This is a genomic window from Allostigmatella hybrida (genome assembly GCF_020103775.1).
Taxonomy (GTDB): Bacteria; Myxococcota; Myxococcia; order Myxococcales; family Myxococcaceae; genus Hyalangium; species Hyalangium aurantiaca.
Genome location: NZ_JAHXBH010000015.1, coordinates 66,058 through 91,557 on the forward strand (window position 1 = coordinate 66,058; position 25,500 = coordinate 91,557).

A 25,500-nucleotide genomic window follows, 5' to 3' on the forward strand; every position below is an offset into this window, starting at 1 on the left:
TCTAAGATGCCCTGTCTCCACACCACCCACTTCCGCTTGCTCCCCCCGGCGAGCCCACCGGGATGACTCCTCAGCCTTTCGGGAAATACCAGCTTCTGAAGAAGCTCGCCACGGGCGGCATGGCCGAGGTCTGGCTTGCGCGCCAGACGGGGATCGAGGGCTTCGCCAAGAACCTGGTCGTCAAGCGCATCCTCCCGCACCTGGCGGAGGACCACGAGTTCGTGGAGATGTTCCGGAACGAGGCGCTGATCGCCGCGCGCTTCACCCACCCGAACATCGCCCAGGTGTACGAGTTCGGCGAGGCCAACGGCACCTATTACATCGCCATGGAGTTCGTCCACGGCGAGGACCTGGGCCGGGTGATGCGCAAGGCCTACGGCAAGGACCAGTGGATTGCCCGTCCGCTGGCCATCCGCATCGTCGCCGCCGCGTGCGAGGGGCTGTACTACGCGCACACCCGCACGGATGACGCGGGCCGCCCCCTCAAGGTGGTGCACCGGGACATCTCCCCGCAGAACATCCTCATCAGCTTCGACGGCTCGGTGAAGCTGGTGGACTTCGGCATCGCCAAGGCCGCCGACCAGGTGGGGCTCACGAAGTCGGGCGCCATCAAGGGCAAGTTCGCCTACATGGCCCCGGAGCAGGCCTCGGGCAAGGCGCTGGATCACCGCGCGGACATCTTCGCCATCGGGCTGGTGCTCTACGAGCTGCTCACGTGCAACCGCCCGCTCAAGCGAGAGACGGAGCTGGCCACGCTCCAGGCCGCGCTCGAGTGCAGCATCCAGCCGCCCTCCCAGGTGGCCGATGTGCCCCCGGGCATGGACGAGGTGGTGATGCGGGCGCTGTCCAAGGCGGCGGATGACCGCTACCGCGACGCGCGCCAGTTCCAGCTCGCCCTGGAGGAGGCCCTCGTGCGCGAGCAGGCGGTGGCCAGCTCCGTGCAGATCTCCGAGCTGATGGAGACGCTCTTCGCGGACCGCCTCCAGGAGGAGAAGAAGTCCGGCAACCCCGAGCCCAACGGCGAGGACTCCAGCAGCTCGGCCAACCTGGCCCCCCCGTCGCCGCCCGCGGAGCCTGCGTCCGCCCGGCCGTCGCGGACCCCGCCGCCCGCCGTGGCGGACATGCGCTGGGAGGCCCCTCCAGGCGAGAGCTCCCAGCGTCACGACCGGCCCCGCACCTCCACGGGCATCCGGCCCGCCACGCGCACCTCCCAGCCGCCCTCGCTGCACGAGGAGATGAACGAGTACCTGGCGCCGCAGGGCACCCAGGTGGCGCCGGTGCCCCGGCGCTCGGGGGAGACGCCCCGCCGGGCCACGGGCGCCGGACAGACGGCCGTCGGGCGCATGCCCTCGCGCCCGGAGATGAGGGCTCCCACCGAGGACGCGGCGCCCGTGCGGCGCAGTGCCTCCCGGCAGGTGCCGCTCTCCGAGGAGGAGGCGCGCCCCGCGCCCCGGCCTTCCCGCGCGGCGCTCGCCCTGGAGGCCCGGGCACGGCGTCAGGAGGAAGAGGACCCCTACGAGGACTCCGAGCGCACCCAGTTGCCGGAGCCGGAGCCGGAGCCCACCCCGCCGCCCGCGCCCCCGCCCCGGCGCCGGACCACGGGCCATGTGAGCCAGGTGCGGCCCTCGGGTGAGCATTCCCAGCCCCCGCGCCGGCGCACGGGCGTGCTCCCGAAGAGCAGCGTGGAGATGCGGGAGGCGCCCGTGCGCAAGTCCGTGGGGGTGGAGGACGATGAGCCCTCCTCGCCCTCGGCCCCCGCGGCGCCCAAGCCGAAGAAGCCCGTGCTGCGCAACCCGGGCGAAGCCCTCAAGAAGGTCCTCGCCGGGGTGGCCATCCTGGGGGTGGCCGGGCTCATCTTCGCCTTCCGGGACAAGCTCAACATCAAGGGCATCGACGGCCAGGGCATCCTGGTGTCGGTGGACACGTCCCCGAAGACCCACGTGACGGTGCGCCACAGCGACCGGTGCGGCAGCTCGGATCCCCTGACCGAGCTGGGCGAGACGCCCCTCAAGGGGGTGGCGGGCGCCCACATCCAGGACACGCTCATCCTGGAGAACCGTCAGCAGGGCATCTACGCCGAGGAGGAGCTGCCCTACGGCGAGCCCGGCGAGATCAAGGTCATCAAGCGCGAGTTCAAGATGGGCTCCGTCCAGCTCAAGGTCAGCCCCCGCAACCCGGGGAAAATCACCATCCGGGAGCGGGGCCAGGACATCTACGACTTCACCCCGGGCATCCCGTTCGATCTGATGGAGGGCCCGCACGTGCTGGAGCTTCACAGCGAGAAGCTCGAGAAGCCCCTCACGGTGGAGGTCCAGGTGAAGCGGGGCGCCACCACCACGGTGTCGGCGGACCTGAACGCCCAGACCGTCAAGGAAGTGCTGCCCTAGTAGCGCGGCAGGCGCGGCTCCACCGCGCGCGCGTACAGATCGATGCCGCCCCGGAGCGAGACGGCCTCCAGGCCCAGCGCCCGCAGGTAGGCCGCGCCATCCAGGCTGCGGACGCCATGGTGGCAGTAGACGACCACGGGGCGGCCCCGGAAGCCCTCCAGCTCCGGGGCGCGCTCCTCCAGCTCGGGCAGGGGAATGAGCACCGAGCCGGGCAGGGCCACGTACTCGTGCTCCTCCGGGAAGCGCACGTCCAGGAGGACGGGCCGTTGCTCGGCGGGCCCCTCCAGGCGGGCGGCCAGTTCAGTGGGGGAGATCTCCGGAATGGGCATGTAGGCGAGGGTATAACCTGGGTTTCCACTGCAGGACGGATGGCTTTCCAGACGCCTGGCGTTATAAGGCGCAGGCAAGGAGACTGACGAACATGGATACGACGACCACCCCTGCTCCTGCTTCGCTGGATGTGCAGGCCACCCCCCTCAATCCGGTGCGGCTCAGCGTGGCCGCGGTGACCCAGGTGAAAGAGGTCATCAAGGCCCAGGGGTTCGAGGGCTACTTCTTCTCCATCCGCGTGGTGCCTGCGGGCTGCAGCGGCCTGGGCTACGATCTCAACCTGGTCAAGGAAGCCAAGCCGAACGACCACGTCTGGGAGCAGGACGGCGTGCGGATCACCACCGACGCGCTGAGCAGCAAGTACCTGCTGGGCACCGTGGTGGACTTCGTCACGTCCGTGACGGGCGCGGGCTTCAAGTTCGAGAACCCGAACGCCAAGTCCTCCTGCGGTTGCGGCACCTCCTTCACCACCTGATGCCGGTGGCTTCGCGCCCTCTTCCCCGCTGAGCGGAAGAGGGCGGGCGCGCAGGGGCCGGGGCGTTCAGCCCCCTTGCGAGGGCACCATCACCCGCAGCCAGGCCTGCGTTTCCTTCCTGCGAGCGAGGCGCTGGGTGCGCCGCTCCTCGGCCTGCTGAAACGCCACGCGCTCCTCCTCCGTCGTGAGTTGCAGGGGCGGCACCTGGGCGCGGCTTCCGTCCTTGTTGAGGGCGACGAAGGTCATCAGCGCGCTGGTGGTGAGGGTGCGCTCGCCGGTGAGCGGGTTCTCCGCGTGCACGGTGACGCCCACCTCCATGGAGCTGTGGAAGGCGGCGAGCACGCGCGAGCGCAGCAGGGCAATCCATCCCACACGAATGGAGGCATGGAAGTGCAGATCATCCATGGAGGCGGTCACCACCACCTGCCTGCAGTGGCGCTGGGCCGCGATGGCCCCACAGATGTCAATCCATTGCATGACCTTGCCGCCGAACGCCGCGTTCAGGTTGTTGGCATCCGGGGGAAGGATCATCTGCGTCATCAGCACTTCGGAGTCGCGTGGACTCTTGGCCGTAAGGTCTTGCACAGGGGCTCCTCGGGAGTTCGGTGGCGGCATCAGCGGCGTGTTGCACGGTGAATGATTGGGTGGGACTCCCGTACAAGAATTCACGGCGCTCGTTGCTCTTCAGGGCAAGGCTCTCTATCAAGTTGAACATCTCACCGCCCCCTCCCCCAAGGACACAGCCATGGCGCTCCCTGCGACCTTGAATCCCTTGCCCCATGCCTCGAAGTCAGACGCGGATGATCTGCTGAGGCAGGCGGACAACCTGTCCGCGGCCGAGCTGGACACCTTGCCCTTCGGGCTCATCCAGCTGGACCGCACCGGCCGCATTCTCAAGTTCAATCAAACCGAGGCGAAGCTGGCGCGCATCAACCGCGACCGGCAGATCCACCGGAACTTCTTCGATGAAGTGGCCCCCTGCACCAAGGTGCGGGAGTTCTACGGCCGGTTCTTGCACGGGCTGAACCAGCGCTCGCTGTACGAGACGTTTGGCTTCATCTTCAAGTTCGACCATGGCTGGCGCAACGTGGCCATCACCATGTTCTACAGCGAGAAGACCGACTCGGTGTGGGTGCTCATCTCCCAGACGTCCGTCACCCCGCCCCCGGGGCGCTGAGCCGCGGGAGGCCGCTCAGGCCAGGAAGCTGGAGACGCGATCCAGGAACTCCTCGCGGCCCTGGCCCCGGCGGATGTCCCGCGAGGAGACATCCAGCACCAGGCAGTCCACGCCGTACTTCTTCTGGAGCACCTGCGGGAACGTGGCGTAGTAGCCGTTGAGGCCGCGCAGGAACTGCTCCTGGATGCCCTTCTCCTCCTCGCGCCCCCGGGTGCGGATGCGCTCCAGCAGCACATCCACCGTGCCCACCTCGAAGCAGATGACCCGGTCGGGCGGCAGGATGCTGCGCGACAGGCGCTGGAAGTACTCGTAGTAGAGATCCAGCTCCGCGTTCGTCAGGTGCCCCAGCCCGTGCAGGTACTTGGCGAAGATCTCCGGGTCCTCGTAGAGCGTGCGGTCCTGCACGCAGCTCTTGCGCACCGAGTGGATGAGCTCGTGGTGCTCCACGCGCCGGATGAGGAACTCCAGCTGGAGGGTGAAGCTCCAGCGGCGCATGTCGGCGTAGTAGTCCTTGAGGAACCGGTTATCGATGACCGGCTCGTCGAACAGCTCGAAGCCGAAGGACTGGCTGATCATCTTGGCGGCCGTCGTCTTGCCGGCCCCGATGTTGCCGGCCAGGGCCAGGAAGCGCCGGGCCTTGGGCGGCTTGGCCCGGAGCGTGTTGCGCGTGCGCGGCGCGGGGGCCGGGGCAGGGGAGGCCACGGTGGGAGCCGGCTCCGGGGCCGGGGCGGCGGGGGGGGAGCGCTTGCGGGAGACGGGGCGGGCCATGGTGCCGGCTTACTGCGCTTGCGTGGGAGCGTCCAAAATCTGACGGAGCGTATCCGGACGGTCCGTCATGATGCCGCCCACGCCCTCGGCCACCAGGCGCCGCATCTCCCCGGCGTCATCCACCGTCCACACATTGACCCACTTTCCCTGGGCGGCGGTGGTGCGCAGGAACGCGGCGTCCACGAGCCGCACCTCGCCGAAGTACAGGGGCATGTCGAGCACGGTGTAGCGCGGGTCCTCGGGGGGCGTCTCCCCGTTGCGCGCGGTGATGACGTAGGTGGCCAGGGCCTCGCGCGGGTAGAAGTGGCAGGCCTCGGGCATGCAGGCCACCAGCCGTTCGGCCACGGCGTCGTGCTCGCTGCCCAGGCACACGCGCTCCAGGGCGGCTTCCTCGCGGAGCACCTCGCGCAGGACGAGCTCGGAGCCGGGGGCGTCCGGCTTCAGCTCCAGGTTGATGCGCAGGCCGGGAAACGCCCGGAGCACCTCGCGCAGGGTGGGGATGCGGATGCCCTGGCGCCGGAAGGAGAAGGTCCGGCCCCCGTCCGGGGTGAAGCGGAAGCCGGCATCCAGGCGCTGCAACTCCGCCAGGGAGCATGCGGCCAGGGGGCCTGAGCCGTCGGTGCAGCGCTCCAGCGTGGCGTCGTGCGCCACCACCACCTCCCCGTCGCGGGTGAGGTGGACATCCAGCTCCAGCATCTGCGTGCGGTAGCGCTCCACCGCCATCTGGAAGGCGCACAGGGTGTTTTCCGGCGCGAGCAGGGCCCCCCCGCGGTGGGAGATGTGGAGGGTCGGCTTCAGGCCTTGAAGGAACGGGGGCAGGGGGCGGGACATGGGTTCGAGGGTCCGGGCATTTCAGGGCTTGCGGTGCTCGCGGCCCTTGCCGCGAAGTGTCGCAGACGTATTGCCAGGGTGTCACGTCCGCGGTGGGGGCCGGTCCGCCTGGCCTGTTGCTCCCCGAAGCGCGCCTTTGCGGGTAAGCTCCCTGGCAGGTCCAAGACGGCCGGACCTTCTTTACGGCGGGGCCACCATTCCTTCCTCTTCTCCCCAGACCGCCATCCCCTTTGGCAAGTACGTCCTCATCAAGCGGCTCGCGGTGGGGGGAATGGCGGAGCTCTTTCTCGCGCAGGAACCGCCCAAGCCGGACTTGGTGGTCCTCAAGCGCATCCTTCCCTACCTCTCCGAGGAGCCGGAGTTCGTCCAGATGTTCCTGGACGAGGCGCGCATCGCGGCGCAGCTGCACCACCCGAACATCGTCCAGGTGTCGGAGCTGGGGCGGCTGGAGAACACCATCTTCATCGCGATGGAGTTCGTCGAGGGCATCGACCTGCGGCGTGTCATGCAGGAGGAGGGGAAGTTCGGCGCCAACGTGCCCTATGGCGTCGCCGCGGCCGTCTGCGCGCAGGTGGCCTCGGGGCTCGACTACGCCCACCACTCCATCGGCGTGGATGGCCGGCCGCTGCAGCTCATCCACCGGGACGTGAGCCCCCAGAACGTGATGCTCGCCTATGACGGGCGGGTGAAGCTCGTGGACTTCGGCATCGCCAAGGCCGGCGCCTTCGTCGAGCGCAGCAAGCCGGGCGTCATCAAGGGCAAGTTCCTCTACCTGTCGCCGGAGCAGGTCGCCCAGGACAAGTTGGATCACCGGGCGGACATCTTCGCGCTCGGCACCATGCTGTACGAAATCACCACCGGTAAGAGCCCCTTCGCCAAGCCCACCACGGAAGGGATTCTCTTCGCCATCCGCTCCGAGGATCCGCCGCCCCCGCACCTCATCAAGGACGACTACCCCACGGAGCTGTCGCGCATCATCATGCGCTGCCTGCTGAAGGACCGGAACGTGCGCTACCAGCGCGCCTCGGAGGTGCAGAAGGACCTGGAGACGTTCCTCACCTCGGGCACCCTCAAGCAGAGCACGGACGTGGCCGACTACATCGCCCGGCTCATGGGCGAGGAGGAAGAGCGCACCGTCCTGCACATTCCCATCGCCGCCCCGGCGGGCCGCAAGGACGCGACCATGCCCATGCCCATGGGGCTCTCGGCGCGCCCCAACCGCAAGCCCCTGGGCGAGAAGACCGCCCCGCCGGCGTACGCCTCCGAGCCGGAGATGCCGACGCAGATGTCGCGCCCCCCGCCGCCCCCCGCGCCCAGCAAGGCCGAGGCGGACGAAGCGGTGGACGAAGAGGTGGACGAGGCGGCGGACGGCGAGGCGCATCGCGAGCCGGACGACACCCTGGACCCCTATGAGGAGCGGGCGGCCGGGCCCCAGGAGCCGGACGAGGAGGACGAGGAAGACGAGCGGACCGCGGTGGGCACGCACCCCCTCCGGGCCTGGTCCGCCAACAACGATGGCGAGTTCACCGTGCCGGATCGCGGGCGCGCCAGCCGCCCGGGCATGGCCGCCGTGCCGTCCGCGCGCCGGCCCTCCCTGGCCATCGAGCCGAACACGGAGCCGCGCGCGCGCCGGCCCGCGGCCCCCCCCTCGCGCCGGCCGCTCGCCGAGGAGGAGGACGATGACGAGGACTCGCAGTCCATCTCCCTGACGCAGCCCACGGTGAACCAGCGGCTGCGGCCCGGGGCGGACGACGAGTCCTCCCGGTCCTTCTCCCAGACGCAGCCCACGCCCGCCCCGCGCGGCTCCCGTCCGTCCGCGCGGATGGTGCCCTGGGACGACGAGGCCCCCGCGGCCACGGACTCGGACCTGTCCGACGACGAGCTCTCCCGGTCGTTGCCCGGCGAGATGCTGTCCGAGGAGGAGGAGGCCACCGGCGGGTATGAGCCGGTGTCCGGGCCCCCCGCGAGGCGGGGCCGGGGCCTGCTGATCGCCGCGGCCGCGGTGGCGCTGCTGGCCGTGTTCGCCGGAGGTCTCTTCTGGGCCCTGAGCCCCAGCCCCAGCTCCGAGGATGCGTTCGGCGAGGATTCCTTGCAGCCCGTGCCGCTGCGGCGCACGGGGGGCCCGGTCCAGGCGCCCCCGGCCCGGCCCGAGGCGCCGCCGCCCGGGACGGATCCGGAAGAGGGAACGGGCCTCGCGGGGGCAAACGCCGGCCCGGCGCAGGCCCCGGCCACCGGAGACAACCCCTCAGGTCCTCCGGCCGGCACCGGGGAGCCGCCGCCGGAGCCGCCGCCCCTCGTGGCGGACAGTGCCCCGGGGGTTCCTCAGGCCCCCACGGCGGTGGAGGCCGCCACGCCCGGCGGCAAGAACGCCCCGGCGAAGCTGGTGGCCGTGAAGTTCACCACCTCGTCGCGCACCGTGGTCATCTCGGTCGACGGCAAGCGGGTTGAACCCAACAAGGTCGTCTCCTTGCCGGCCGGCCAAGTCAAGGTGAAGTACGCCTGCTCCTCCGCCCGGAAGCCGACCCGGGGCAGCTTCAAGCAGATCCTCAAGCCGGACGACCGGGGAGCGATAGAGCTGCTCATCCCCTGCAGAAAAGGCCAAAAATAACAGGCACTTGGCGGGGTATATGGCGCACACCCCTAGGGGCGGACAAGTGGGCCTGAGTACGCTTGAGTGCCCTTAAGTCGTTGGAATCCCTAGGTTTTTGGCTTCCAGAGTTGCGTTTACACGTGTCAGAGGGGCTCTTAGAATCCCGCCCCGACACCATGGCACGCCAGACGAAGCAGAAAAACATAGTGAGAAAGCGGAGTTACCCCGCCGCACGGCTTGCCCGGCAGCAGCAACCGTTGGCGCCGGAACCCAATCGGCTCGTGAAGGTGTGGCGGCGCGTTCTCGAGCGCCGGCTGCGCACGCGGCTGCGCGCGAAAGTGGCCATCGAGATCCACGACAACACGCACACGATGCTCACGTTCCAGCGGCAGCGCGCGTTGTGGCGGCTGCGGCTGCACCACATGTTCCTCGCCGCGCCGGACGATGTGCTCCAGGCGCTGGCGGAGTTCGTGAGGGAAGGGGACGCGGAGGCCAGCCTGCGCCTGGATCGCTTCATCGAGCGCAACAAGGCCTACATCCGGCGGGTGTCTCCGGCGCAGATGCGCAAACGCCTGAGGTTGGATCCGGTGGGCCGCCACCATGATCTCGGCCGTATCTTCGAGCGGCTCAACGAGCGGTACTTCGAGAGCCGGATCAGCGCGGCCATCACCTACGGGCCGGCGCCCCGGGTGAAGGGCCCGCGCAAGAGCATCAAGATGGGCTCCTACTCGGCGGACTCGAAGGTGATTCGCATCCACCCCGCGTTGGATCAGCCGGTGGTGCCCCGGTACTTCGTCGAGTGGATCGTCTTCCACGAGATGCTGCACAACGTGTACCGGGCGCGCCGGGGCGAGGATGGGCGCCGGTGCGTCCACCCGCCGGAGTTCATGGAGCACGAGCGGCGCTTCCACGACTTCAAGCGGGCCCAGGCCTGGGAGCTGGAGAACCTGGACCTGCTGCTGCGCGCCCGCATCGGGGACTGAGGCGGCGCGCGGCGTTCAACCCCCCCCTCGCTCACGGCAGGATGAGGCCCCCCGGGCTTCGCTTGCCGGGGGAGGGGGCCGGGGGCTGGGGGGCCTCCATGGGAGGCAGGGCGCCCATCTGCGGCCCCGCGAGCTGGAGCAGCTTCTCGAAGAGGTGCTCCGCGAAGCGGGAGAAGGGCTCCTCGGGACCATGGAAGAGCCGGCGGGCCTCGGCCCGGGCCACCTGGGCCACCTGGGCCCTGCCACCGCGCTCGAAGAAGTCCGCCATCCGCCAGAGCCGCAGGCCGTAGAGCCGCCGCATCGCAGGGGTGAAGAAGGCCCTCGCCAGGGCGCGCGCCGCCTGCAGGGTCTGCTCCTCGCGCTGGGGGCCGGAGAGCGCGAGCGGGCTGGCGGCAATCTCATCCACCTTCTGCACCACCTTGCGCAGCTCCTCCTCGGGGGGCAGCCACTGGGAGATCTCCGGCGTCTCGTGCAGGGTGTGGCCCTCCAGCACGCCGCGCACATCCTCGGGCTCGGGGGCGGGCACGGTGGGCTCGGCGGTGGCGGGCTGGACGCCGTGGTGCCGCAGGGCGAGCTCCAAGTCCGTGGGGAAGGGCGTGCGCGAGCGCAGGTTGAGGGCCGCGGCCTCGGCGAGCCGCGCGGCGCCTTCCTCCTGGGAGAGCTCCACCGCGAGCCCCTCGTCGCGCGTCTCCTTGACGCGCCGGCGGTAGCTGCCCCGGGTGATGTCCACGAGCGACAGCTCCAGCACCCCCAGCTCATCCGAGAGTACGGCCTGCGTGCATTCGATGCCGCCGCCCCGGAGGTACCGGCCGAGCAGCAGCGCGCGCTGGCCCTCGCCGGTGATGCCGGTGATGAGCGCGGGGAGGGGCTCGGGGGGCTCGGCCGCACGGGGCGGCTCCGCGGGCGGGCGAGGGGCCTCGGCCACGGCGATGCCCCGGGATCGCAGCCGGTAGAGGGCCTTCTTCGCCGCCTTGGCCACGGGCTTCACGCCCGACTGGGACAGGGCCTCGGCCAGCGCGGGGCTCCCGGCCAGAACCGAGCCCTCCAGCAAGGCCTCCACGAGCGGGGCGGGCAGGGCTTCCACGGCGGAGGCGGGGGCGCCCGCCACGTCCTGCGCCAGGGCTCGGGCCTGCGTCACGGCTTCGGCGGGAAAGTCCGGCAGGGCGGCACCGGTTCGGAGCGCCTCGAACAGGGCGCGGGGCTCGGCGGGGGTCGGCATGGAAGCGCCTTCTACTCTCCCTATATAAGGAGGGGCCAGGGGTGGGCGGAAGTAAGACAGTCACCTTGGCAGCCGGGAAGGGCTGGGGTATAGGCGCTTCACGGGCCGGGAGTGTGCTGGCGGGGCCCGTGGCTTGTTGGGAGGAGACGCATGAAGCGCATGGGCATGGCGATGGCGGTCCTGGGGCTGACGGGTGGCGTGCTGTTCGCCCCGGGCGTGGGACACGCCTGCGAGGGCCACGCGAAGGCCGTTCCGGAGCCTTCCGAGGCGAAGCCCGGGAAGGTCCAGCCACTCCAGGAGGTGGACGAGCTGCTGAGCGCCAAGTGCCAGTGCGGCAGCAAGGCGGACTGCACCTGCAAGAAGGGCGCGTGTGAGTGCGCCCGGTGCAAGGGGGGCCGCCGCCACGTGATGGATGCGCTGCGAGATCAGGACACGGGGCTGAAGCTGGAGGACGCGCGCCGTGACGCGTCCGCCGGCATCTTCATCTGACCGGCGTTACTGCCGGACCGAATCGCCACCCGCCGCCGCGGCGCCGGGCCGCTCGCCCTCGGAGACCAGCACGGGCCAGCCGCGCGCCATTGCCTCGCGGAAGAAGACGGCCAGCTCCCGGCGGCAGGTGTTCACCACGCCCAGGAACGGATCAATGAGCGACTCCTCGCCCAGGCTGTGCGGGGCGCTCAGCTCCACGGGCGTGCCGCAGCGCTCGCAGAGGATGGACACGGGCCGCACCAGCGACACGGGCACCGCGTAGCGGGCGTTGCAGCTGGCGCACTTCCACACCAGCGCGCGCTCGCCGGCCTCGCGGCGGGCCAGCTGCTCCAGCTCGTCGGCCAGGCGCAACAGGGCGGGCAAGTCGTGCGGCGGCTGGGCGAACACGGCCGAGGGGCCAAAGCCCTCGCCCGGAGAGCCCAGCCGGGGCGGCAAGTCGCTCTGGAGCAGCGAGCGCAGCCGGTCCCGGGCGCGGATGTCCCGGAACTCGGCGCTGGCCAGCGCGCGCTCGACGGCCTCCGGCACGGGGGGGAGCTGCGGCTCGAGACGGTCTTCATCCGGCAGGGACTGAGGATGATCGACCAGACGGAAAGCAGGGACGGAAAGGAATCGGAAACCCACGCCGGATCCATCGCACCCCCGCCCCTCCGGCGCAAGGTGCGTGTTTGGAGCTTGCGCCGACGCTGTGCGTCAGGACCACTCGAGCATGCGCTGCAAGGGGGCCCGGGCGGCGGTCTGCAAGTGTTCGGGAAGGATCAGCTCCGGGGTCCGGTCCCGCATGCACTGGTAGAGCTTCTCCAGGGTGTTGAGCCGCATGTACGGGCACTCGTTGCACGCGCAGCCGTTGTCGGGCGGGGCGGGGATATAAGTCTTTTGCGGGGCCTTGAGCTTCATCTGGTGGAGGATGCCGGCCTCCGTCACGACGATGAACTTCTGCTTCGGGCTGGCCACCACGTAATCCAGGATGCCCTTGGTGGAGCCGATGAAGTCCGCGTGCCGCAGCACCGGCTGCTCGCATTCCGGGTGGGCCACCACCTCGGCGTCCGGATGCTCGACCTTGAGCTGGACGAGCTTCTTCTCGCTGAAGATTTCGTGGACGATGCAGCTGCCCGGCCACAGCACCATGTCCCGGCCCGTCTGCTTCATCACGTGCCTGCCCAGGTGTTGATCCGGCGCGAAGAGGATCTGCCGGTCCTTGGGCACCTGGTTGACGATCTTCACCGCGTTGGAGGACGTGCAGATGACGTCGCTCATCGCCTTCACCGCCGCGGAGCTGTTCACGTAGCTCACCACGAACGCATCCGGATGTTTGGCTTTGAACGCTTGGAAGGCCGCGGGCGGGCACCGGTCCGACAGGGAGCAGCCCGCCTTCAGGTCAGGCAGCAACACCTGCTTTGCGGGGTTCAGAATCTTCGCCGTCTCCGCCATGAAGTGCACACCGCAGAAGACGATGACGTCCGCGTCCGTCTTCGCCGCCGCCTGTGCCAGGGCAAGACTGTCTCCCACGAAGTCCGCTACATCCTGGATTTCACTCTCCTGGTAATAGTGTGCCAGGACAACCGCGTTGAGAGACTTCTTCAGCGCGTTGATCTTCGACTCAAGGTCCACGTCGGTGTCCGCTTCGAGGCTCATCCATCCTCCGTCAGGGAGGGATTTAACTGGGCCTCCCGCTGGGGGCCAGCCCCGGAAGGACGGCTGCAACACTTCACCGCTCTTCCGGGGAAACAGGAAAGCTTCATCCTGATCAGAACGGCTAAGGGGGCAGGGTTCTTTCCGGTGAGGGGTGAAACCGGAGGGGCCTCCTTCTTTTCAGCCTCGAAAGCGGTTACGGTTTTGCTTTGCTGGCTTCGCCCCCTGGGTCGTGCCGTTGACGGCAAGCCGGGTGCTCCCTGGCGCGCATGGTGATGGGAAGCGGTTCCCTCCATGGTGCCATGGCGCATCCCATAGGCGCGTGGCTCGGAGGTAGGTGTTGATGGTCTCGCACGAGCAGTCGGTGTTGATCGTCCACCCGGATCCGGTGTTACGGGCTGGGCTGGTGTCCGCGTTGGCCCCCCGGAAAATCATCGCGGTGTCGTCGCGGGATGACGCGGCGCGCACCCTGGCCGAACGGGTGCCGGACGTGGTGCTGGCGGACGTGGTGGAGGCCCGCCGCTTCATCCGGGACCTGGACCGGCTGGCGCCCGCGGCCATGCGGGTGTTCCTCTGTCCCCAGTCCCAGTCGCAGGAGCTGCGCGAGCTGGTGGACGTGGCGGCCGAGGGGCATGAGTTCCACACGGTGGACCCCACCGTGCCGGTGGAGGAGATGGCGCGCAGCCTGCGCGAGCTGATGCGCCAGCGCGCCTCCGTGCGCGTGCCCACCCTGGGGCTGGAGGCCGTCTTCCTGGTGGAGGGCCAGCCGCTGCGCGCCCAGTGCTTGAACGTGGGCAACGAGGGCGTGCTGCTGAAGCTGCCCGTGGACGCGCCCATCGAGCAGCTGCCGCCGGGCACGCGCATCTTCGACTTGCGCCTGGAGCGCGCCGGGCAGGTGATGCTGCGCACCAACGGCTTCGTGCGGCACCTGGGGCTGGAGCGCGCCCCGGGGGATGCCTGGTTCCGCGTGGGCATCCAGCTGGAGCGCACGGGCACCGGCATCGGCCACGTGGAGCTGGCCACGCTCAACGACATGGTGCGGGTGATGGCGGTGCTGCGGCGCGCGCTGCGGCGCAGCAGCACGCTCCAGTGCACGCTGGTGCAGGGGGTGCGCCGCCGGGAGGAGCTGCAGGCCTCGCTCATCGAGGAGACGGCCGAGGGGCCCGCCGTGCTGCGCTGCGCGCTGCCGCTGCGCTGGACCGTGGCGGTGGGAGACGTCGTCCAGCTCGTCTTCGACCTGAGCGGCAAGAGCTACCACGGCTGGGCCGCGGTGGTGCGCTCCGAGGCCGACGGCTTCATCCTGTCGATGCCGCGCAGCCTGTCCATGTACCACCGGCGCAGCAGCATGCGCTTCACGGCCGGGGAGGATCAGACCTTCTCGGTCGCCTACGTGTCGCCGCTGACGGGCGAGCGCATGGAGTACCCGGTGATGGACCTGCACCCGCTGGGCCTGTCGTTCGCCTACGACGCGGCCCGGGACGTGCTGCCCGTGGGGCTCATCATCGACAATTTCACCCTGGTGCTGCCGGATGGCACCCGGGCCCCGTGCAGCGCGGAGGTGCGCGACAGCTCCCCGCTGCTCAGCCACGCGGTGGGCGGCATGGCCCGGCCCTTCCGCTGCGGCATGCGCCTGCTCAACGTGCAGCCCGAGGCGCGCCAGGTGGTGATGGACGCCTTCGTCCAGGCGCGCTGCCCCCAGGTGCGCGATGGCCGCACGGAGCCGTTCCAGAACGTGTGGGAGCTGGCCCGGGCCGTGCACCTCTTCCACCCGGACTACCCCTTCGAGGAGGGGCCCCACCTGGCCACGCTGGAGGACACGCACCGCAAGCTGGCGGGCGTGCCCGAGGGGCTCTTCCGCACCTTCCTGTACTGCGAGGGCGACCAGCTCCTAGGCCACGTGTCCGGGGTGCGCACGCACTCGCGCACGTGGATGGTGCAGCACCTGATGGTGATGCCCACGGTGCGCCGGGGCGAGAACATCTCCCGCGAGCTGCCCGCCCTCAACGTGGACTACGCCGAGGCGCTGGAGGATGTGCACTACATGCGCATCTTCTGGCGCTTGCAGAACAAGTGGCCCGACCGCGTCTTCGGGTGGATTGCCCGCACCATGCACATCGAGGGGCTCACCGAGCTCCAGACGATGAACTACACGCGGGTGCCCCTCACCCAGCCCCTGCGCACGCGGCGCGGCCTGCCCACGGTGCGGCCCGCGACGCCGGCGGACCTGAAGTGGCTGGAGGGCCACCTGCGCGAGCGCGGGGAAGTCGTGCGGCTGATGGCCGATGACCTGCTGGCCCCCGAGGCGCGGATGCCCACGCTCGCCGCGCGCTACGCCCCGCACGGCATCCACCGGGGCCGCTCCCTCTTCGTGGTGGAAGGGGAGAACGCGCCGCTCGCCCTGGCCCTGGCGGAAGAGGCCACGCCGGGGCTGAGCTGGGCGGAGATGACGTCGGCCTTCTCCTTTGTCGTGCCCGAGGCGCACCACCCCCGGGCCGCCGAGGCGCGCGAGGCGCTCGCGGCCCACTGCGTGGAGCACTACCGGCAGCAGGGCAAACGCTCCGCGCTGGCCCTGGTCCAGGACGACGAGGTGGAGGGGCTGGTGGCCATGGGGTTCCAGTGGAGCTGCCGCGTGGCCAAGTGGACCTTCCACCGGAGCACGGCGCGCACCTGGCACATGCTCATGGCCGCCGTCTTCGAGCGGCTCCGGGCCCGGTCTCCCCGGGTGCTGGGACAGGACGAGGAGCGGACGGATTGAGCAGCTATTTGATGGAGTCGGAGGCCGAGGCCCGGAGGCTCATCGAGCAGGCGCGGGCGCTTCCCGTGCGGCCCCACCTGCTGTCCACCGGGTTGCAGCCGGGCATGCGGGTGCTGGACGCGGGGTGTGGCCCGGGCGTGGTGACTTCCATCCTGGCGGAGCTGGTGGGGCCCACCGGCAAGGTGACGGGGGTGGACCTCCACGCCCCACGGCTCGCCGAGGCCCGCGCCACCTGTGCCGCGCTCTCCCAGTGCCACTTCCTCCAGGCGGACATCCGCTCGACGGATCTCCCGGGGGACACCTTTGACTACGTCTGGTGCCAGTACGTGCTGGAGTACCTGCCGGACCCGGAGCGGGCGCTCGCCGAGTTCCTCCGGGTGGCCAAGCCCGGGGGGCGCGTGGTGGTGGCGGACGTGGATGGGCTGGGGCACCTGAACTGGCCCTGCCCGCCGGAGCTGGAAGAGGGGATGCGGACCTTCCACCGGGCGGTGAAGGACGCGGGGGTGGACCTGCACATCGGCCGCAAGCTGTTCCACCTGTTCCGGCAGGCCGGGCTGCAGGAGGTGCGCGTGCACCTGGCGCCCCTGTGGATGGTGGCGGGGGCGGCGGATGCCCGGCTGCTGAGCGACTGGCGGCAGCGCTTCGAGACGCTGGAGCCCGCGCTGGCGCCCGCCTATGGCGGAGCGGCCGCCTACCAGGCCTTCTGTGAGGGCTATCTGCGTCTGCTGTCGGACCCAGATGCTTTGAAGTATTCTGTTCTTTTGATCACGGAGGGACAGAAGCGTTGACGGAGACCGTGTTGCCCCCCTCGCCCTCGGAAGGGGTGAGGCCATCGGATGATGCTCCCGACTTGAGCGTCCGCGCGGTCTCCGTGCTGCTGCTGTACTTCCGGCGAGAGTACGGCGAGGAGCGCCTGCGCCAGCTGTGGAGCAAGTACCAGCTGGGCCTGTCGCTGGAGTACGTCAGCACGCTGACGAACTTCATCTCCTTCGACTTCACCGAGCAGCTCATCGACGCGCTCGTGGCCGAGTCGGGGGACCCGCACTTCTCGCGCAAGGCGGGCCGGCTCTTCGTCACGCCGGACGCCATGGGCTTTCTGTACCACGCCCTGCGCATCTTCGGCTCGGTGAAGGCCGTGTACGCGAAGTTCATCGAGGTGGTGCCCACGCTCAACCGGGTGGGCAAGTTCACCATCGAGGCCTCGTCGAGCAACCACATGGTGCTCTCGTACCTGAGCCGCCGCACCGAGCGGAACCGCAACCTGTGCGAGGGGCGGATGGCGCAGTTCGCCTCGGTGCCCACCATCTGGGACTTGCCGCCCGCGCAGATGGTGGAGCTGCAGTGCCAGGCACGGGGCGCCGACTGCTGCCGCTACGAGCTGACGTGGCACGAGCCCGTGCGCGGCTGGCGCCTGGGCGCCGGCATGCTCATGGGCGTGGCGGTGGGCACGGGCATGGGCCTGCTGAACCTGGGGCCGCTGCCGGTGCTGGTGCCCTCCGTGGCGCTGGGGGCCGCCTTCTTCGGGGCGTGGATGGACGCGCGCCAGGAAGTGCGGCGCAAGGACGAGTACCTCGCCGCGCAGAACGAGGGGCTCATGCAGTCGCTGACGGACCTCGAGCGGCGCTATGACGAGGTGTACCGCAGCAACCTGGCCTTGGAAGACCGCGTCGCGGCGCGCACCCAGGAGCTGACGGAGGCCAACTCCAAGCTGGCCACGGCGCTCGACACCCAGAAGGAGCTCATCCGGCTCAAGAGCGAGTTCTTCGACAACGTGAGCCACGAGCTGCGCACGCCGCTCACGCTCATCCTGCTGTCGCTCGAGTCGCTGCTCCAGCGCGACCCGTCCGCCTACCCGGACGCCATGCGCCAGCACCTGATGACGATGGAGCGCAGTGCGCACCGCCTGCTCAAGCTCATCAACAACCTGTTGGACCTGGCGCAGATGGAGGCGGGCAAGCTGCGCCTGCGTTACCAGGCGGTGGAGCTGCACGGCCTGCTGTCCTCCCTGCTGCCGCCCTTCCGCGTCATGGCGGAGAAGAAGGGGCTGTCGCTCACCCTGGAAGGCGGCCCGGTGGGCGCCATCCACGGGGACGTGGAGCGCATCGAGGTGGTGTTCCAGAACCTCGTCTCCAACGCCCTGAAGTTCACCCAGCAGGGCGCCGTGCGGGTGCGGGTGTCCGAGGACTCGGCCCACGTGTTCGTGGAGGTGGAGGACACGGGCCCCGGCATCGCCCCCCATGACATTCCCGTCATCTTCGACCGCTTCGCCCAGGCGGACTCCACCGGCACGCGCCGCTTCGGGGGCACGGGCATCGGGCTGGCGCTGGTGAAGGAGACGGTGGACCTGCACTCCGGCGACATCGAGGTGTCGAGCGAGGTGGGCAAGGGCGCCACCTTCCGCGTCCAGCTGCCCAAGGGCACGGCGCACATCCGCGAGGACCTGCGGGACCGGCGCGCCATCGACATGCCAACCCGGAGGGATCGCCGCACCCTGCCGGCCCTGCCCTCCCTGCGTCCGGGCGGGGCCGCCGTGGAGCCCTCCTCCGTGCCCGAGGAGCTGGCGCCGTCCAACGCGCCGCGCATCCTGGTGGTGGAGGACGAGCCGGAGATCCGCGACTTCGTCGTCAGCGTGCTCCGCACGAGCTACCGCGTGCTGGAGGCCGTCAACGGCGAGGAGGGCCGCCAGCGCGCCCTCCAGACGATTCCGGACCTCATCGTCTCGGACGTGATGATGCCGGTGATGTCGGGCCTGCAGATGCTCGCCGCGCTGCGCGAGCGCCAGGAGACGGCGGACATCCCCGTCATCCTCCTCACCGCCCGGCAGGAGGTGGCCGAGAAGGTGGAGGGGCTGGGCACCGGCGCGAACGACTACATCGGCAAGCCGTTCTCGCCCCGGGAGCTGCTGGCGCGCATCGAGGCCCAGCTGCGCCTGCGGGACGCCGCGGTGCGCGCGGCGGAGAACGAGCGGCTGGCGGCCACGGGCCTGCTCACCTCCGGCTTCGCCCACGAGGTGCGCAACCCGCTCAACGGGCTGATGAACGCCATGTTGCCCCTGCGCGAGAGCATCCTGGGCTCTCAGGTGGACCCGGACACCACGCGCGCCATGCTGGATGTGATGGAGGAGTGCGGCACGCGCATCCGCCACCTGGCCGAGTCCCTGCTGTCCTTCGTGCGCACCAGCGACCGGCTGGTGCCGGTGAACCTGGGCGCCTCGCTGGACTCCACCCTGAGCGTGCTGGCGTGGAAGATTCCCCCGGACGTGGTGGTGGTGCGCGACTACCAGTGCGACGTGCCCATCACCGGGGACCCGGGCTCGCTCAACCAGGTGTGGGTGAACCTGCTGGACAACGCCGTGCGCGCGGTGGGAACCAAGGGCCAGGTGAAGATCTCCACCGAGCACGACGGGGCCACGGCGGTGGTGTCCATCACCGACACCGGCACGGGCATCAAGCCGGAGGACATGGAGCGCCTCTTCCAGCCGTTCTTCTCCACCCGGGCGGCCGGGGAGGGCACGGGCCTGGGCCTGGCGCTCTGCCGGCGAATCGTTCTGCGCCACGGCGGGCTCATCCACCTCACCAGCGAGTGGGGCCAGGGCACCCGGTGCGAGGTGCGGCTGCCGGTGCAGGGGGTGGAGCACCTCCAGCACCGCGGCGGGCCGGGCGCCTCGCCGCGCTTGCCTCCGGGGCCCGGCGCCGCCAACGGGTGACGGCGGCCGGGCGGTACCGCGCTACCGCACGCTGTGCATGAGCCGCTTGAGGGGCGCCTGGAGGATGAGCAGCACCACCGCGCCCACCAGCGACGAGTAGACGAAGATGGCGAAGTAGCTGGTGGGGACAATCTCGCCCCACTTCTCGCCGAGGCTGCCGCCCACGTACTGGGCGACCGCGTTGCTCAGCAGCCACACGCCCATGAAGAGCGAGGCGAAGCGCGTCGGCGCCAGCTTCGTCACCATGGAGAGGCCCACGGGCGACAGGCACAGCTCGCCGAAGGTGGCCAGCAGGTAGCTCAGCAGCAGCCAGAAGCCGCTCACCTGGGCCGCCTTGCTCTTCTCGGCCAGCGAGGTGATGGCCTCGCGCCACGCGGGAGGGGCGCCCGCGCCCACGAGCTGGGCTTTGGTCAGGGGGGACAGCCCCGCCACCATCGTCACCGTGCGCGACGAGGCATCCCATGCGGACACGGCGCCGCCCTGCAGCGGGAACGTGTAGCCCTGCGGCAGGTCCGTGAACTGGAAGGTGGTGGGGCGCTCCGGGGAGGCGTTCCTCGCGGCCGCCTCCAGGGCCTCCACCTGGCCCATGTACGTCTTGTCCACCGTGGGGCGCAGGGCGTTGGTGACGGCGAAGGGCGCCAGCACGCCGCGCACGGTGAGCTCCTGGGTGCCGGGCTCATAGCCGAACCGGCCCGCGTTGAGCGTCTCCAGCTGGACGCCCGGGGGCAGGGACGCCAGGGGCACCCGGGTGACGGTGGCGTTCTCGGCCGCCGCGCCGGCCACCATCGCGCCGAAGGAGGCGGTGATGAGCACCATGGCCGCCAGCATCTTCGCCGCGGTGGAGATCTCCAGGCCGCGCCGGGCCAGCCCCGTCCACATCATCGCGAACAGCGGGGCGAAGGCGACGATGAACAGGGCGTTGGCCGCCTGGTAGTCCTCGCCCTCCACGGCGAAGAGGCCGAAGTCGAGCGTCGCCGTGTTGTAGGCGGCCCAGATGTTGAGCGCGTTGCCGGCCTGCTCGAAGGCCATCCAGAAGAGCACCACGAAGGTGAAGAGCACGAAGATGACGGTGCTCTTGTCCCGGGCGGCGTTCTTGATGGTGAGCAGCGTCCAGCCCATCCACGCGCCAATGGCCGAGAAGACCGTGGGCATGATGACGTTCGTCCAGGGCTCATGGCCCGCCACCGCCTGGGTGATGAAGCGCACGGGCACCACCACCGCCAGGGCGAACAGCAGCCAGGGGAACACCTTGGCGATGAGGCCGCCGAAGCCGCCGGTGCTGGGCACCTGCTCGTCCGGCTCCTCGGCCGCCGCCTGGGCCACGGTGGCGTCCTTCTTCTTGGGGGCGATTTCATCCAGGTTGCCCGCGGCGGCCACGTCCCGGAGCACCTGCTTCTGGCCCACGAGGAAGATGATGAGGCTGAGCACCATGCCCACGCCGGCCGCGGCGAAGCCCCAGTGGTAGCCCATGCCCGGGGTGGGGCCCATGTTCCGGCGCAGCCAGCCGCAGATGAGGGGCGACAGGAAGGCGCCGATGTTGATGCCCATGTAGAAGATGGTGAAGGCACCATCCCGGCGCGCATCGCCCTGCTTGTAGAGCTTGCCCACCAGGGTGGAGATGTTGGGCTTGAAGAAGCCGTTGCCGGCGATGAGGAAGGCGAGCGCCGCGTAGAAGAGGGGCAGCGGCTCGAAGGCCATGAGGAAGTGGCCAATGGCCATCAGCACCGCGCCCATGATGATGGAGGCGCGCAGCCCCAGGTACCGGTCCGCCAGGAACCCGCCCAGCAGGGGCGTGAGGTACACGAGGCTCGTGTACCACTTGAACACGGAGGAGGAGTCCGCCGGCTGGAACTGCAGGTAGTTCAGCAGGTACAGCACGAGCAGGGCGCGCATGCCGTAATAGCTGAAGCGCTCCCACATCTCAGTGGCGAAGAGGACATACAACCCTTTGGGGTGTCCCTTGGGGGCCGCGGGGGCGGCGCCATCGGAGGAGGGCGGTTCGAGGGGGAGCTGCTGGGCAGTGGATGTGGACATTCAGTTCAGGATCGAACCGATCAGGTCACACCTTTGTCAAGCGCCCCCCCCACCAGACACGCTCTGCGTGCGGGCCCTCAGGGGCCCTTGGCGTTCAGACCCGGTGCGGCATGCTCCCCCACGGGGATGGGGGCGGCCTGCTGGTAGTAGTCCCGGACCTTGTATTTGCGCGCCATGAGGGCCATGCCCACCCCGGCCAGGATGGCCAGGCCCGAGTAGAAGAAGAACTGGCCCGAGCCCTGGAAGATGTTGAGCGAGGAGGCGATGGCCACCGCGATGTTGGCCAGGGTGGTGTTGACCAGCCACAGGCTCTGCACCACGCCCTTCATCTCGCGGGGGGCCTGGGTGTAGGCGAACTCCAGGCCCGTGGTGGACACCAGGATTTCCGCCAGCGTGAGCACGATGTACGGGAGGATTTGCCAGGCGATGTTCAGCCTGGAGCCCCCCTCGATGAGCACCTGGTAGTAGCCCGCGATGATGTAGGAGAACGCGCCGATGATGAGCCCCAGCGGCATGCGGCGCAGCGGGGTGAGCTCGAAGCGGGTCTTCTGGAGCGCCGGGTAGATGACGCCCGCCAGCACGGGGATGAGGATCATCACCAGCGCGGGGTTGATGAACTGCATCTGGCTGGGCTGGAAGGTGAACGAGCCCACCTGGGGATCCATGCCGCGCGCCTGCACCACCCAGGTGGAGGCCTTCTGGTCGAAGAGCATCCAGAAGAAGGGCACGGTGGGCATGAGCAGCAGGTTGATGCGGAACACGGCCCGCACGCCCTCGATGGCCTCCTCGGGGTGCGCCTTCCGGGCGCCCGACAGCCAGTCGCCCCCGGCGGGGCGGTGCTGGCGGTTGCCCAGGGCCGAGAAGAGGATGCGCAGGAACGAGTGCGGGTTGTGCCCGGTGGGCGGCACGACGACGTAGTGGCGGCGGCCCAGCCAGTAGATGGCGGTGGCCAGGAACATGAGGATGCCGGGGATGCCGAAGGCCACCGCGGGCCCCAGGTGCTTGAGGGCCAGGGGGATGAAGAGCGAGGCGAAGAACGAGCCGAAGTTGATGGTCCAGTAGAAGATGGCGAAGACCTTCTTCACCAGGTGCTTGTTCTCCTCGGTGAACTGGTCGCCCACCATGGCGGACACGCACGGTTTGATGCCGCCCGAGCCCAGGGCGATGAGGAACAGGCCCGTGTAGAAGCCCGCGGGGCTGTTCTCGAAAATGGCCAGACACGCGTGGCCCACGCAGTACAGCAGGCTCAGCCAGAGGATGACGCGGTACTTGCCCAGGAACCGGTCCGCCAGGTACCCGCCGAACAGCGGGAAGAAGTAGACCCCGGACATGAACAGGTGGAAGTGCGACTTGGCCATCGCCTCCCGGGCCGCCGGGTCCGGGTTCGCGTTCACCAGCAGGTAGTCGATGAGGAACACCGTGAGGATGTTCCGCATCCCGTAGAAGCTGAAGCGCTCACAGGCCTCGTTGCCGATGATGTAGGGGATTTGCGGCGGGAAGCGGCTGCTCTTCGCGGGGACGGACTCGGCCATGCGCGGGCATCTCGGCGGAAGGGGGGAGCGCCAGGGAAAATGGCGCTTCGTGCCTACCCCACGGGGCCGGGCCGAGACAATCGGTTATCTCGGGGCGCGCCCTAATACTACCCGGTCATATCGGGCCACCGTTGCAAGGGAACTGCTCCTCCGAGGCTCGCCGGTATCCGGAAGGCCATTCCCGAGGGGGAAAGCCGCCCAGGGCCGTTGTGAGTGTCCGTGCAGTATTCAGGAGTTTGCACGTTCACTGTCGCTTTGTGGAGGAGTCCGTGCTCAATTCTCCCTCTGTTGACGGCCACTGAGGTTTCGATGTCAGACCAGAAGCTTCGATTCGGGTCTCCTTCTTCCGGGACGAGTGGCAGTGACCCAGGGGTCAAGCGCTTCTCCCGGAAGGAGCAAGTTCGGAAGCTTGGTATTGCGTACAAGCCAGAGGGCATCAACCTGCGAGAGAAGCCCTCGCCCAATGCGCGTGTGGTGAAGCATCTGGCTTTCAACACCCGCGTTTTTGTCGACTCCATCGATGACGGCTGGTACTTCGTTACGACCGACGGGGGTGTGTTTGGCTACTGCGTCGCCACGCACCTAGACATGGATCTGCCTGAGCCTCAAGCGAAGATCCATTGGATCAAACATGGCGAGTCAGCGCTGTTACTCTCTCACCGGTACTACGGTGGCCAAGCGAAGTGGGGGAGCGATCACCGTTTCTACGTGAACGGCCTTGTCTACTCCAACCAGGGAGAGGGGCGGCGCGGCATCTACAAGCCGGACCCTCGCGATGACTGGGACACTACGCAGGTGCTTGAAGGCACCATGATCTGGATCCCTAGCCTCGCCTTCTTGAAGTCGCTGCGCGGCAAAGCCGGGTCCGAGTCGATCTCATACGAAGCCTGGGAGGCGGCGAAAACGATCGCCCAGTCGGCCGTCGACTTCACCCTCGGGGCCTCGGCTTTCACTGCGGGGGTGATCCACGGCGTGCTCGAATCCCTCTGGGACGTGTTGGTCGGGTTCAAGGACCTGGCGGTAATGATCTGGGACATCCTGGCCAGCCTGCTCACGGGGAACCTCCTGGCAGATGCTTTCAGGTTGTGGAGTGATCTGAGCAAGCTCGATTGGAACGCGCTCGTGCAGGGCTGGCTCGACCGCTTCTCAGCGAAGTGGAACGCCCCCGAACTGCTGCGCCGGTGGCACTTCCGCGGCTGGGTGATCGGCTACGTCATCATGGAAGCGCTGATGCTCTTCTTCTCGGGGGGCGTCGTCCAGGGCATCAAGTGGGTGGGCAAGGCGTCCAAGATCACCAAGCTCATCACGAGCCTGCCGCGGGTGAAGAAGCTCGTTGAGGCGGTCAAGGCGAGCACGTCCTTCCAGAAGGCCACCGTGCTACTCGGCAAGGGCGCGGCGATCGCAGAAACCGCAGCGGATGCGGAGAAGTGGATCGGCCAGCTCTTGTTCAAGCCGAAGTCCCTCTGGGGGAAGAGTCCGGACCAGATCGCCGATGTCTTCCGCAAGGCGGGCTACAAGGCCGACATCGCGCCGTCGACCAAGGGCTCGAAGCTCTCGAAGCAGATCCAGATCAAGAGGTTCGACATCCAGAATATCCAGGTCCACCCGGGGGGCGGTCGGCATGGCGGCTCCTATTACAAGATCTCCTCCTCGTCCAAGGGGACCATCAAGGTCGTCGATCGCGCGACCTACGTCCCCACCTTGGGAGAGAAGGCGACCATCATCTACATGGATACGGGCCTCCAGGGGTGGATGCTGCAGGCGGCCACCGCGAATGCTGCAGCGCAGAATGTCCTTCAGGAGGTCGATGATGCCAGGAAGCCCGGTGGGGAATAGATGAAGGGCGGGTGTGTCATTCATGTGCAGGGGGTTGCTTCGCCCGAGGAGGCGGCACAACTCGAACTGCTAGGGGTAGACCTGATCGGCGTCGTGGTGGGCGCGCGCACGGCGGGCAGGGTCATTGGCAGCGATGGCGCGCACGCGATCGCCGCAGTCCTCAAGCGGGCGAGGCTGTGCGTGGAGCCTCTCGGTGGGGCTGTCGCGCTGGAGTCTAGGGCGGCGAAGCAGATGGGCGCACAGGTGGTGCAGGTGCCGTGGGGCACGGAGGTACCGGGGGCTTGGCGCGAGTCGCTCGCGCAGGCGGGAATCGAGTGGGCGCTCGTGCGGGTAGCGGCCGATGAGGATGATGACCCGGCGTGGGTGAGCGCGCGGATGGATGAAGCGGGCGCGCCACCGCCAGCGTGGACACAGGTAGAGATCTGTCCGTCACTTGAGGATGGCTGGCGCATCATCCGCGAGCCGAACGAGCTTGAGCTGGACGCACGCGACCTCGACGCAATCGCCTCGAAGAGCCCGGTCCTGTTCTCCCTCCCCCTGTCCCCCGGCAACTTCCGAGAGGTGCGAAGGGGGCTGAGTCACGCGCGGGGATTCTCGTTCGCCCTGAGAGACACCCGAGGCGAGGCCCCTGGGGCGCATCAGTTCACCCTGGACGAACTGCGCCTGCTGCTGAGGCGGCTTGAAGCGGAGAGCCATTGAGCCGCTTGGGACCGCGACGGATTGCCCTGTCCCTGATGCACGTGACGGGAGGGGAGATGT

At 69.1% G+C, this 25,500-nt stretch carries 20 protein-coding genes; 11 read left to right on the forward strand and 9 right to left on the reverse strand.

Translation table 11 applies throughout. The features are described 5' to 3' along the window. The first annotated feature begins 62 nt into the window (after positions 1-62). Positions 63-2,387 (forward strand): serine/threonine protein kinase, encoded by a 2,325-nt coding sequence (locus KY661_RS22120; protein ID WP_225412107.1) that lies wholly within the window; start codon positions 63-65, stop codon positions 2,385-2,387. Here the strand turns inward: KY661_RS22120 and KY661_RS22125 are convergent. After that, positions 2,384-2,716 carry a rhodanese-like domain-containing protein gene (locus KY661_RS22125; protein WP_225412108.1) on the reverse strand — a complete coding sequence of 111 codons (333 nt, stop codon included), beginning with the start codon at positions 2,714-2,716 and terminating at the stop codon, positions 2,384-2,386. The genes KY661_RS22120 and KY661_RS22125 overlap by 4 nt on opposite strands. 92 nt (positions 2,717-2,808) lie before the next feature. Here KY661_RS22125 and KY661_RS22130 point away from each other — a divergent pair, with 92 nt between their 5' ends. After that, on the forward strand, positions 2,809-3,192 hold the full coding sequence (locus tag KY661_RS22130; protein ID WP_075008020.1) for a HesB/IscA family protein: 384 nt from the start codon (positions 2,809-2,811) through the stop codon (positions 3,190-3,192). 66 nt (positions 3,193-3,258) lie between these two features. On the opposite strand, the gene KY661_RS22135 is transcribed toward KY661_RS22130, so the two are convergent. Continuing rightward, positions 3,259-3,777 carry an acyl-CoA thioesterase gene (locus tag KY661_RS22135; RefSeq protein WP_075008021.1) on the reverse strand — a complete coding sequence of 173 codons (519 nt, stop codon included), beginning with the start codon at positions 3,775-3,777 and terminating at the stop codon, positions 3,259-3,261. 160 nt (positions 3,778-3,937) lie between these two features. On the opposite strand from KY661_RS22135, the gene KY661_RS22140 reads away from it, so the two are divergent. After that, complete coding sequence (locus KY661_RS22140) at positions 3,938-4,369, forward strand: PAS domain-containing protein (RefSeq protein WP_225412109.1); 432 nt, start codon at positions 3,938-3,940, stop codon at positions 4,367-4,369. 15 nt (positions 4,370-4,384) lie between these two features. Here the strand turns inward: KY661_RS22140 and KY661_RS22145 are convergent, their stop codons facing one another. Beyond that, positions 4,385-5,137 carry a deoxynucleoside kinase gene (locus KY661_RS22145; protein ID WP_225412110.1) on the reverse strand — a complete coding sequence of 251 codons (753 nt, stop codon included), beginning with the start codon at positions 5,135-5,137 and terminating at the stop codon, positions 4,385-4,387. A gap of 9 nt (positions 5,138-5,146) precedes the next feature. Further along, positions 5,147-5,968, reverse strand: a complete 822-nt coding sequence (locus KY661_RS22150) for a glycerophosphodiester phosphodiesterase (protein ID WP_225412111.1) — start codon at positions 5,966-5,968, stop codon at positions 5,147-5,149. A gap of 247 nt (positions 5,969-6,215) precedes the next feature. Between KY661_RS22150 and KY661_RS22155 the strand changes: the two genes are divergently transcribed. Together KY661_RS22155 and KY661_RS22160 are read left to right on the forward strand one after the other, a co-directional pair. Next, complete coding sequence (locus KY661_RS22155; protein ID WP_225412181.1) at positions 6,216-8,576, forward strand: serine/threonine-protein kinase; 2,361 nt, start codon at positions 6,216-6,218, stop codon at positions 8,574-8,576. 263 nt (positions 8,577-8,839) lie between these two features. Next, the gene (locus KY661_RS22160) at positions 8,840-9,541 is read left to right on the forward strand and encodes a hypothetical protein (RefSeq protein ID WP_398577223.1); all 702 of its coding nucleotides are present in this window, start codon (positions 8,840-8,842) and stop codon (positions 9,539-9,541) included. A 31-nt stretch (positions 9,542-9,572) separates the two neighbouring features. Here KY661_RS22160 and KY661_RS22165 read toward each other — a convergent pair whose 3' ends face one another. After that, positions 9,573-10,760 carry a hypothetical protein gene (locus KY661_RS22165; RefSeq protein ID WP_225412113.1) on the reverse strand — a complete coding sequence of 396 codons (1,188 nt, stop codon included), beginning with the start codon at positions 10,758-10,760 and terminating at the stop codon, positions 9,573-9,575. 150 nt (positions 10,761-10,910) lie between these two features. On the opposite strand from KY661_RS22165, the gene KY661_RS22170 reads away from it, so the two are divergent. Then, the gene (locus tag KY661_RS22170; protein ID WP_225412114.1) at positions 10,911-11,249 is read left to right on the forward strand and encodes a metallothionein; all 339 of its coding nucleotides are present in this window, start codon (positions 10,911-10,913) and stop codon (positions 11,247-11,249) included. 6 nt (positions 11,250-11,255) lie between these two features. Here KY661_RS22170 and KY661_RS22175 read toward each other — a convergent pair whose 3' ends face one another. Together KY661_RS22175 and nadA are read right to left on the reverse strand one after the other, a co-directional pair. Further along, complete coding sequence (locus tag KY661_RS22175) at positions 11,256-11,870, reverse strand: hypothetical protein (RefSeq protein WP_225412115.1); 615 nt, start codon at positions 11,868-11,870, stop codon at positions 11,256-11,258. Between the two features lie 69 nt (positions 11,871-11,939). After that, positions 11,940-12,881: a quinolinate synthase NadA gene (gene nadA, locus KY661_RS22180; RefSeq protein ID WP_225412116.1), complete on the reverse strand. Its 942-nt coding sequence runs from the start codon at positions 12,879-12,881 to the stop codon at positions 11,940-11,942. Between the two features lie 337 nt (positions 12,882-13,218). Here nadA and KY661_RS22185 point away from each other — a divergent pair, with 337 nt between their 5' ends. The 3 genes from KY661_RS22185 (at position 13,219) to KY661_RS22195 (ending at position 19,339) form a co-directional block, all read left to right on the forward strand. Then, positions 13,219-15,633: a helix-turn-helix domain-containing protein gene (locus tag KY661_RS22185; protein ID WP_225412117.1), complete on the forward strand. Its 2,415-nt coding sequence runs from the start codon at positions 13,219-13,221 to the stop codon at positions 15,631-15,633. Next, on the forward strand, positions 15,630-16,421 hold the full coding sequence (locus tag KY661_RS22190; RefSeq protein WP_225412118.1) for a methyltransferase domain-containing protein: 792 nt from the start codon (positions 15,630-15,632) through the stop codon (positions 16,419-16,421). Before KY661_RS22185 ends, KY661_RS22190 begins: the two co-directional genes overlap by 4 nt. A 62-nt stretch (positions 16,422-16,483) precedes the next feature. Next, positions 16,484-19,339 carry an ATP-binding protein gene (locus KY661_RS22195; protein WP_225412119.1) on the forward strand — a complete coding sequence of 952 codons (2,856 nt, stop codon included), beginning with the start codon at positions 16,484-16,486 and terminating at the stop codon, positions 19,337-19,339. A gap of 21 nt (positions 19,340-19,360) precedes the next feature. Here KY661_RS22195 and KY661_RS22200 read toward each other — a convergent pair whose 3' ends face one another. Further along, positions 19,361-21,373, reverse strand: a complete 2,013-nt coding sequence (locus KY661_RS22200) for a peptide MFS transporter (protein WP_225412120.1) — start codon at positions 21,371-21,373, stop codon at positions 19,361-19,363. A 77-nt stretch (positions 21,374-21,450) separates the two neighbouring features. Next, positions 21,451-22,905 (reverse strand): POT family MFS transporter, encoded by a 1,455-nt coding sequence (locus KY661_RS22205; RefSeq protein ID WP_225412121.1) that lies wholly within the window; start codon positions 22,903-22,905, stop codon positions 21,451-21,453. A 309-nt stretch (positions 22,906-23,214) separates the two neighbouring features. Between KY661_RS22205 and KY661_RS22210 the strand changes: the two genes are divergently transcribed. Then, positions 23,215-24,741, forward strand: a complete 1,527-nt coding sequence (locus tag KY661_RS22210; RefSeq protein WP_225412122.1) for an SH3 domain-containing protein — start codon at positions 23,215-23,217, stop codon at positions 24,739-24,741. Next, positions 24,742-25,440: a hypothetical protein gene (locus KY661_RS22215; RefSeq protein ID WP_225412123.1), complete on the forward strand. Its 699-nt coding sequence runs from the start codon at positions 24,742-24,744 to the stop codon at positions 25,438-25,440. The last annotated feature ends 60 nt before the right edge of the window (positions 25,441-25,500 follow it).

Coding starts and splice junctions, on each gene's coding strand:
- KY661_RS22145 (WP_225412110.1), bottom strand. CDS start 5,137: ATGGCCCGCCCCGTCTCCCGCAAGCGCTCCCCCCCCGCCGCCCCGGCC.
- KY661_RS22140 (WP_225412109.1), top strand. CDS start 3,938: ATGGCGCTCCCTGCGACCTTGAATCCCTTGCCCCATGCCTCGAAGTCA.
- KY661_RS22170 (WP_225412114.1), top strand. CDS start 10,911: ATGAAGCGCATGGGCATGGCGATGGCGGTCCTGGGGCTGACGGGTGGC.
- KY661_RS22130 (WP_075008020.1), top strand. CDS start 2,809: ATGGATACGACGACCACCCCTGCTCCTGCTTCGCTGGATGTGCAGGCC.
- KY661_RS22215 (WP_225412123.1), top strand. CDS start 24,742: ATGAAGGGCGGGTGTGTCATTCATGTGCAGGGGGTTGCTTCGCCCGAG.
- nadA (WP_225412116.1), bottom strand. CDS start 12,881: ATGAGCCTCGAAGCGGACACCGACGTGGACCTTGAGTCGAAGATCAAC.
- KY661_RS22165 (WP_225412113.1), bottom strand. CDS start 10,760: ATGCCGACCCCCGCCGAGCCCCGCGCCCTGTTCGAGGCGCTCCGAACC.
- KY661_RS22150 (WP_225412111.1), bottom strand. CDS start 5,968: ATGTCCCGCCCCCTGCCCCCGTTCCTTCAAGGCCTGAAGCCGACCCTC.
- KY661_RS22210 (WP_225412122.1), top strand. CDS start 23,215: ATGTCAGACCAGAAGCTTCGATTCGGGTCTCCTTCTTCCGGGACGAGT.
- KY661_RS22200 (WP_225412120.1), bottom strand. CDS start 21,373: ATGTCCACATCCACTGCCCAGCAGCTCCCCCTCGAACCGCCCTCCTCC.
- KY661_RS22125 (WP_225412108.1), bottom strand. CDS start 2,716: ATGCCCATTCCGGAGATCTCCCCCACTGAACTGGCCGCCCGCCTGGAG.
- KY661_RS22205 (WP_225412121.1), bottom strand. CDS start 22,905: ATGGCCGAGTCCGTCCCCGCGAAGAGCAGCCGCTTCCCGCCGCAAATC.
- KY661_RS22120 (WP_225412107.1), top strand. CDS start 63: ATGACTCCTCAGCCTTTCGGGAAATACCAGCTTCTGAAGAAGCTCGCC.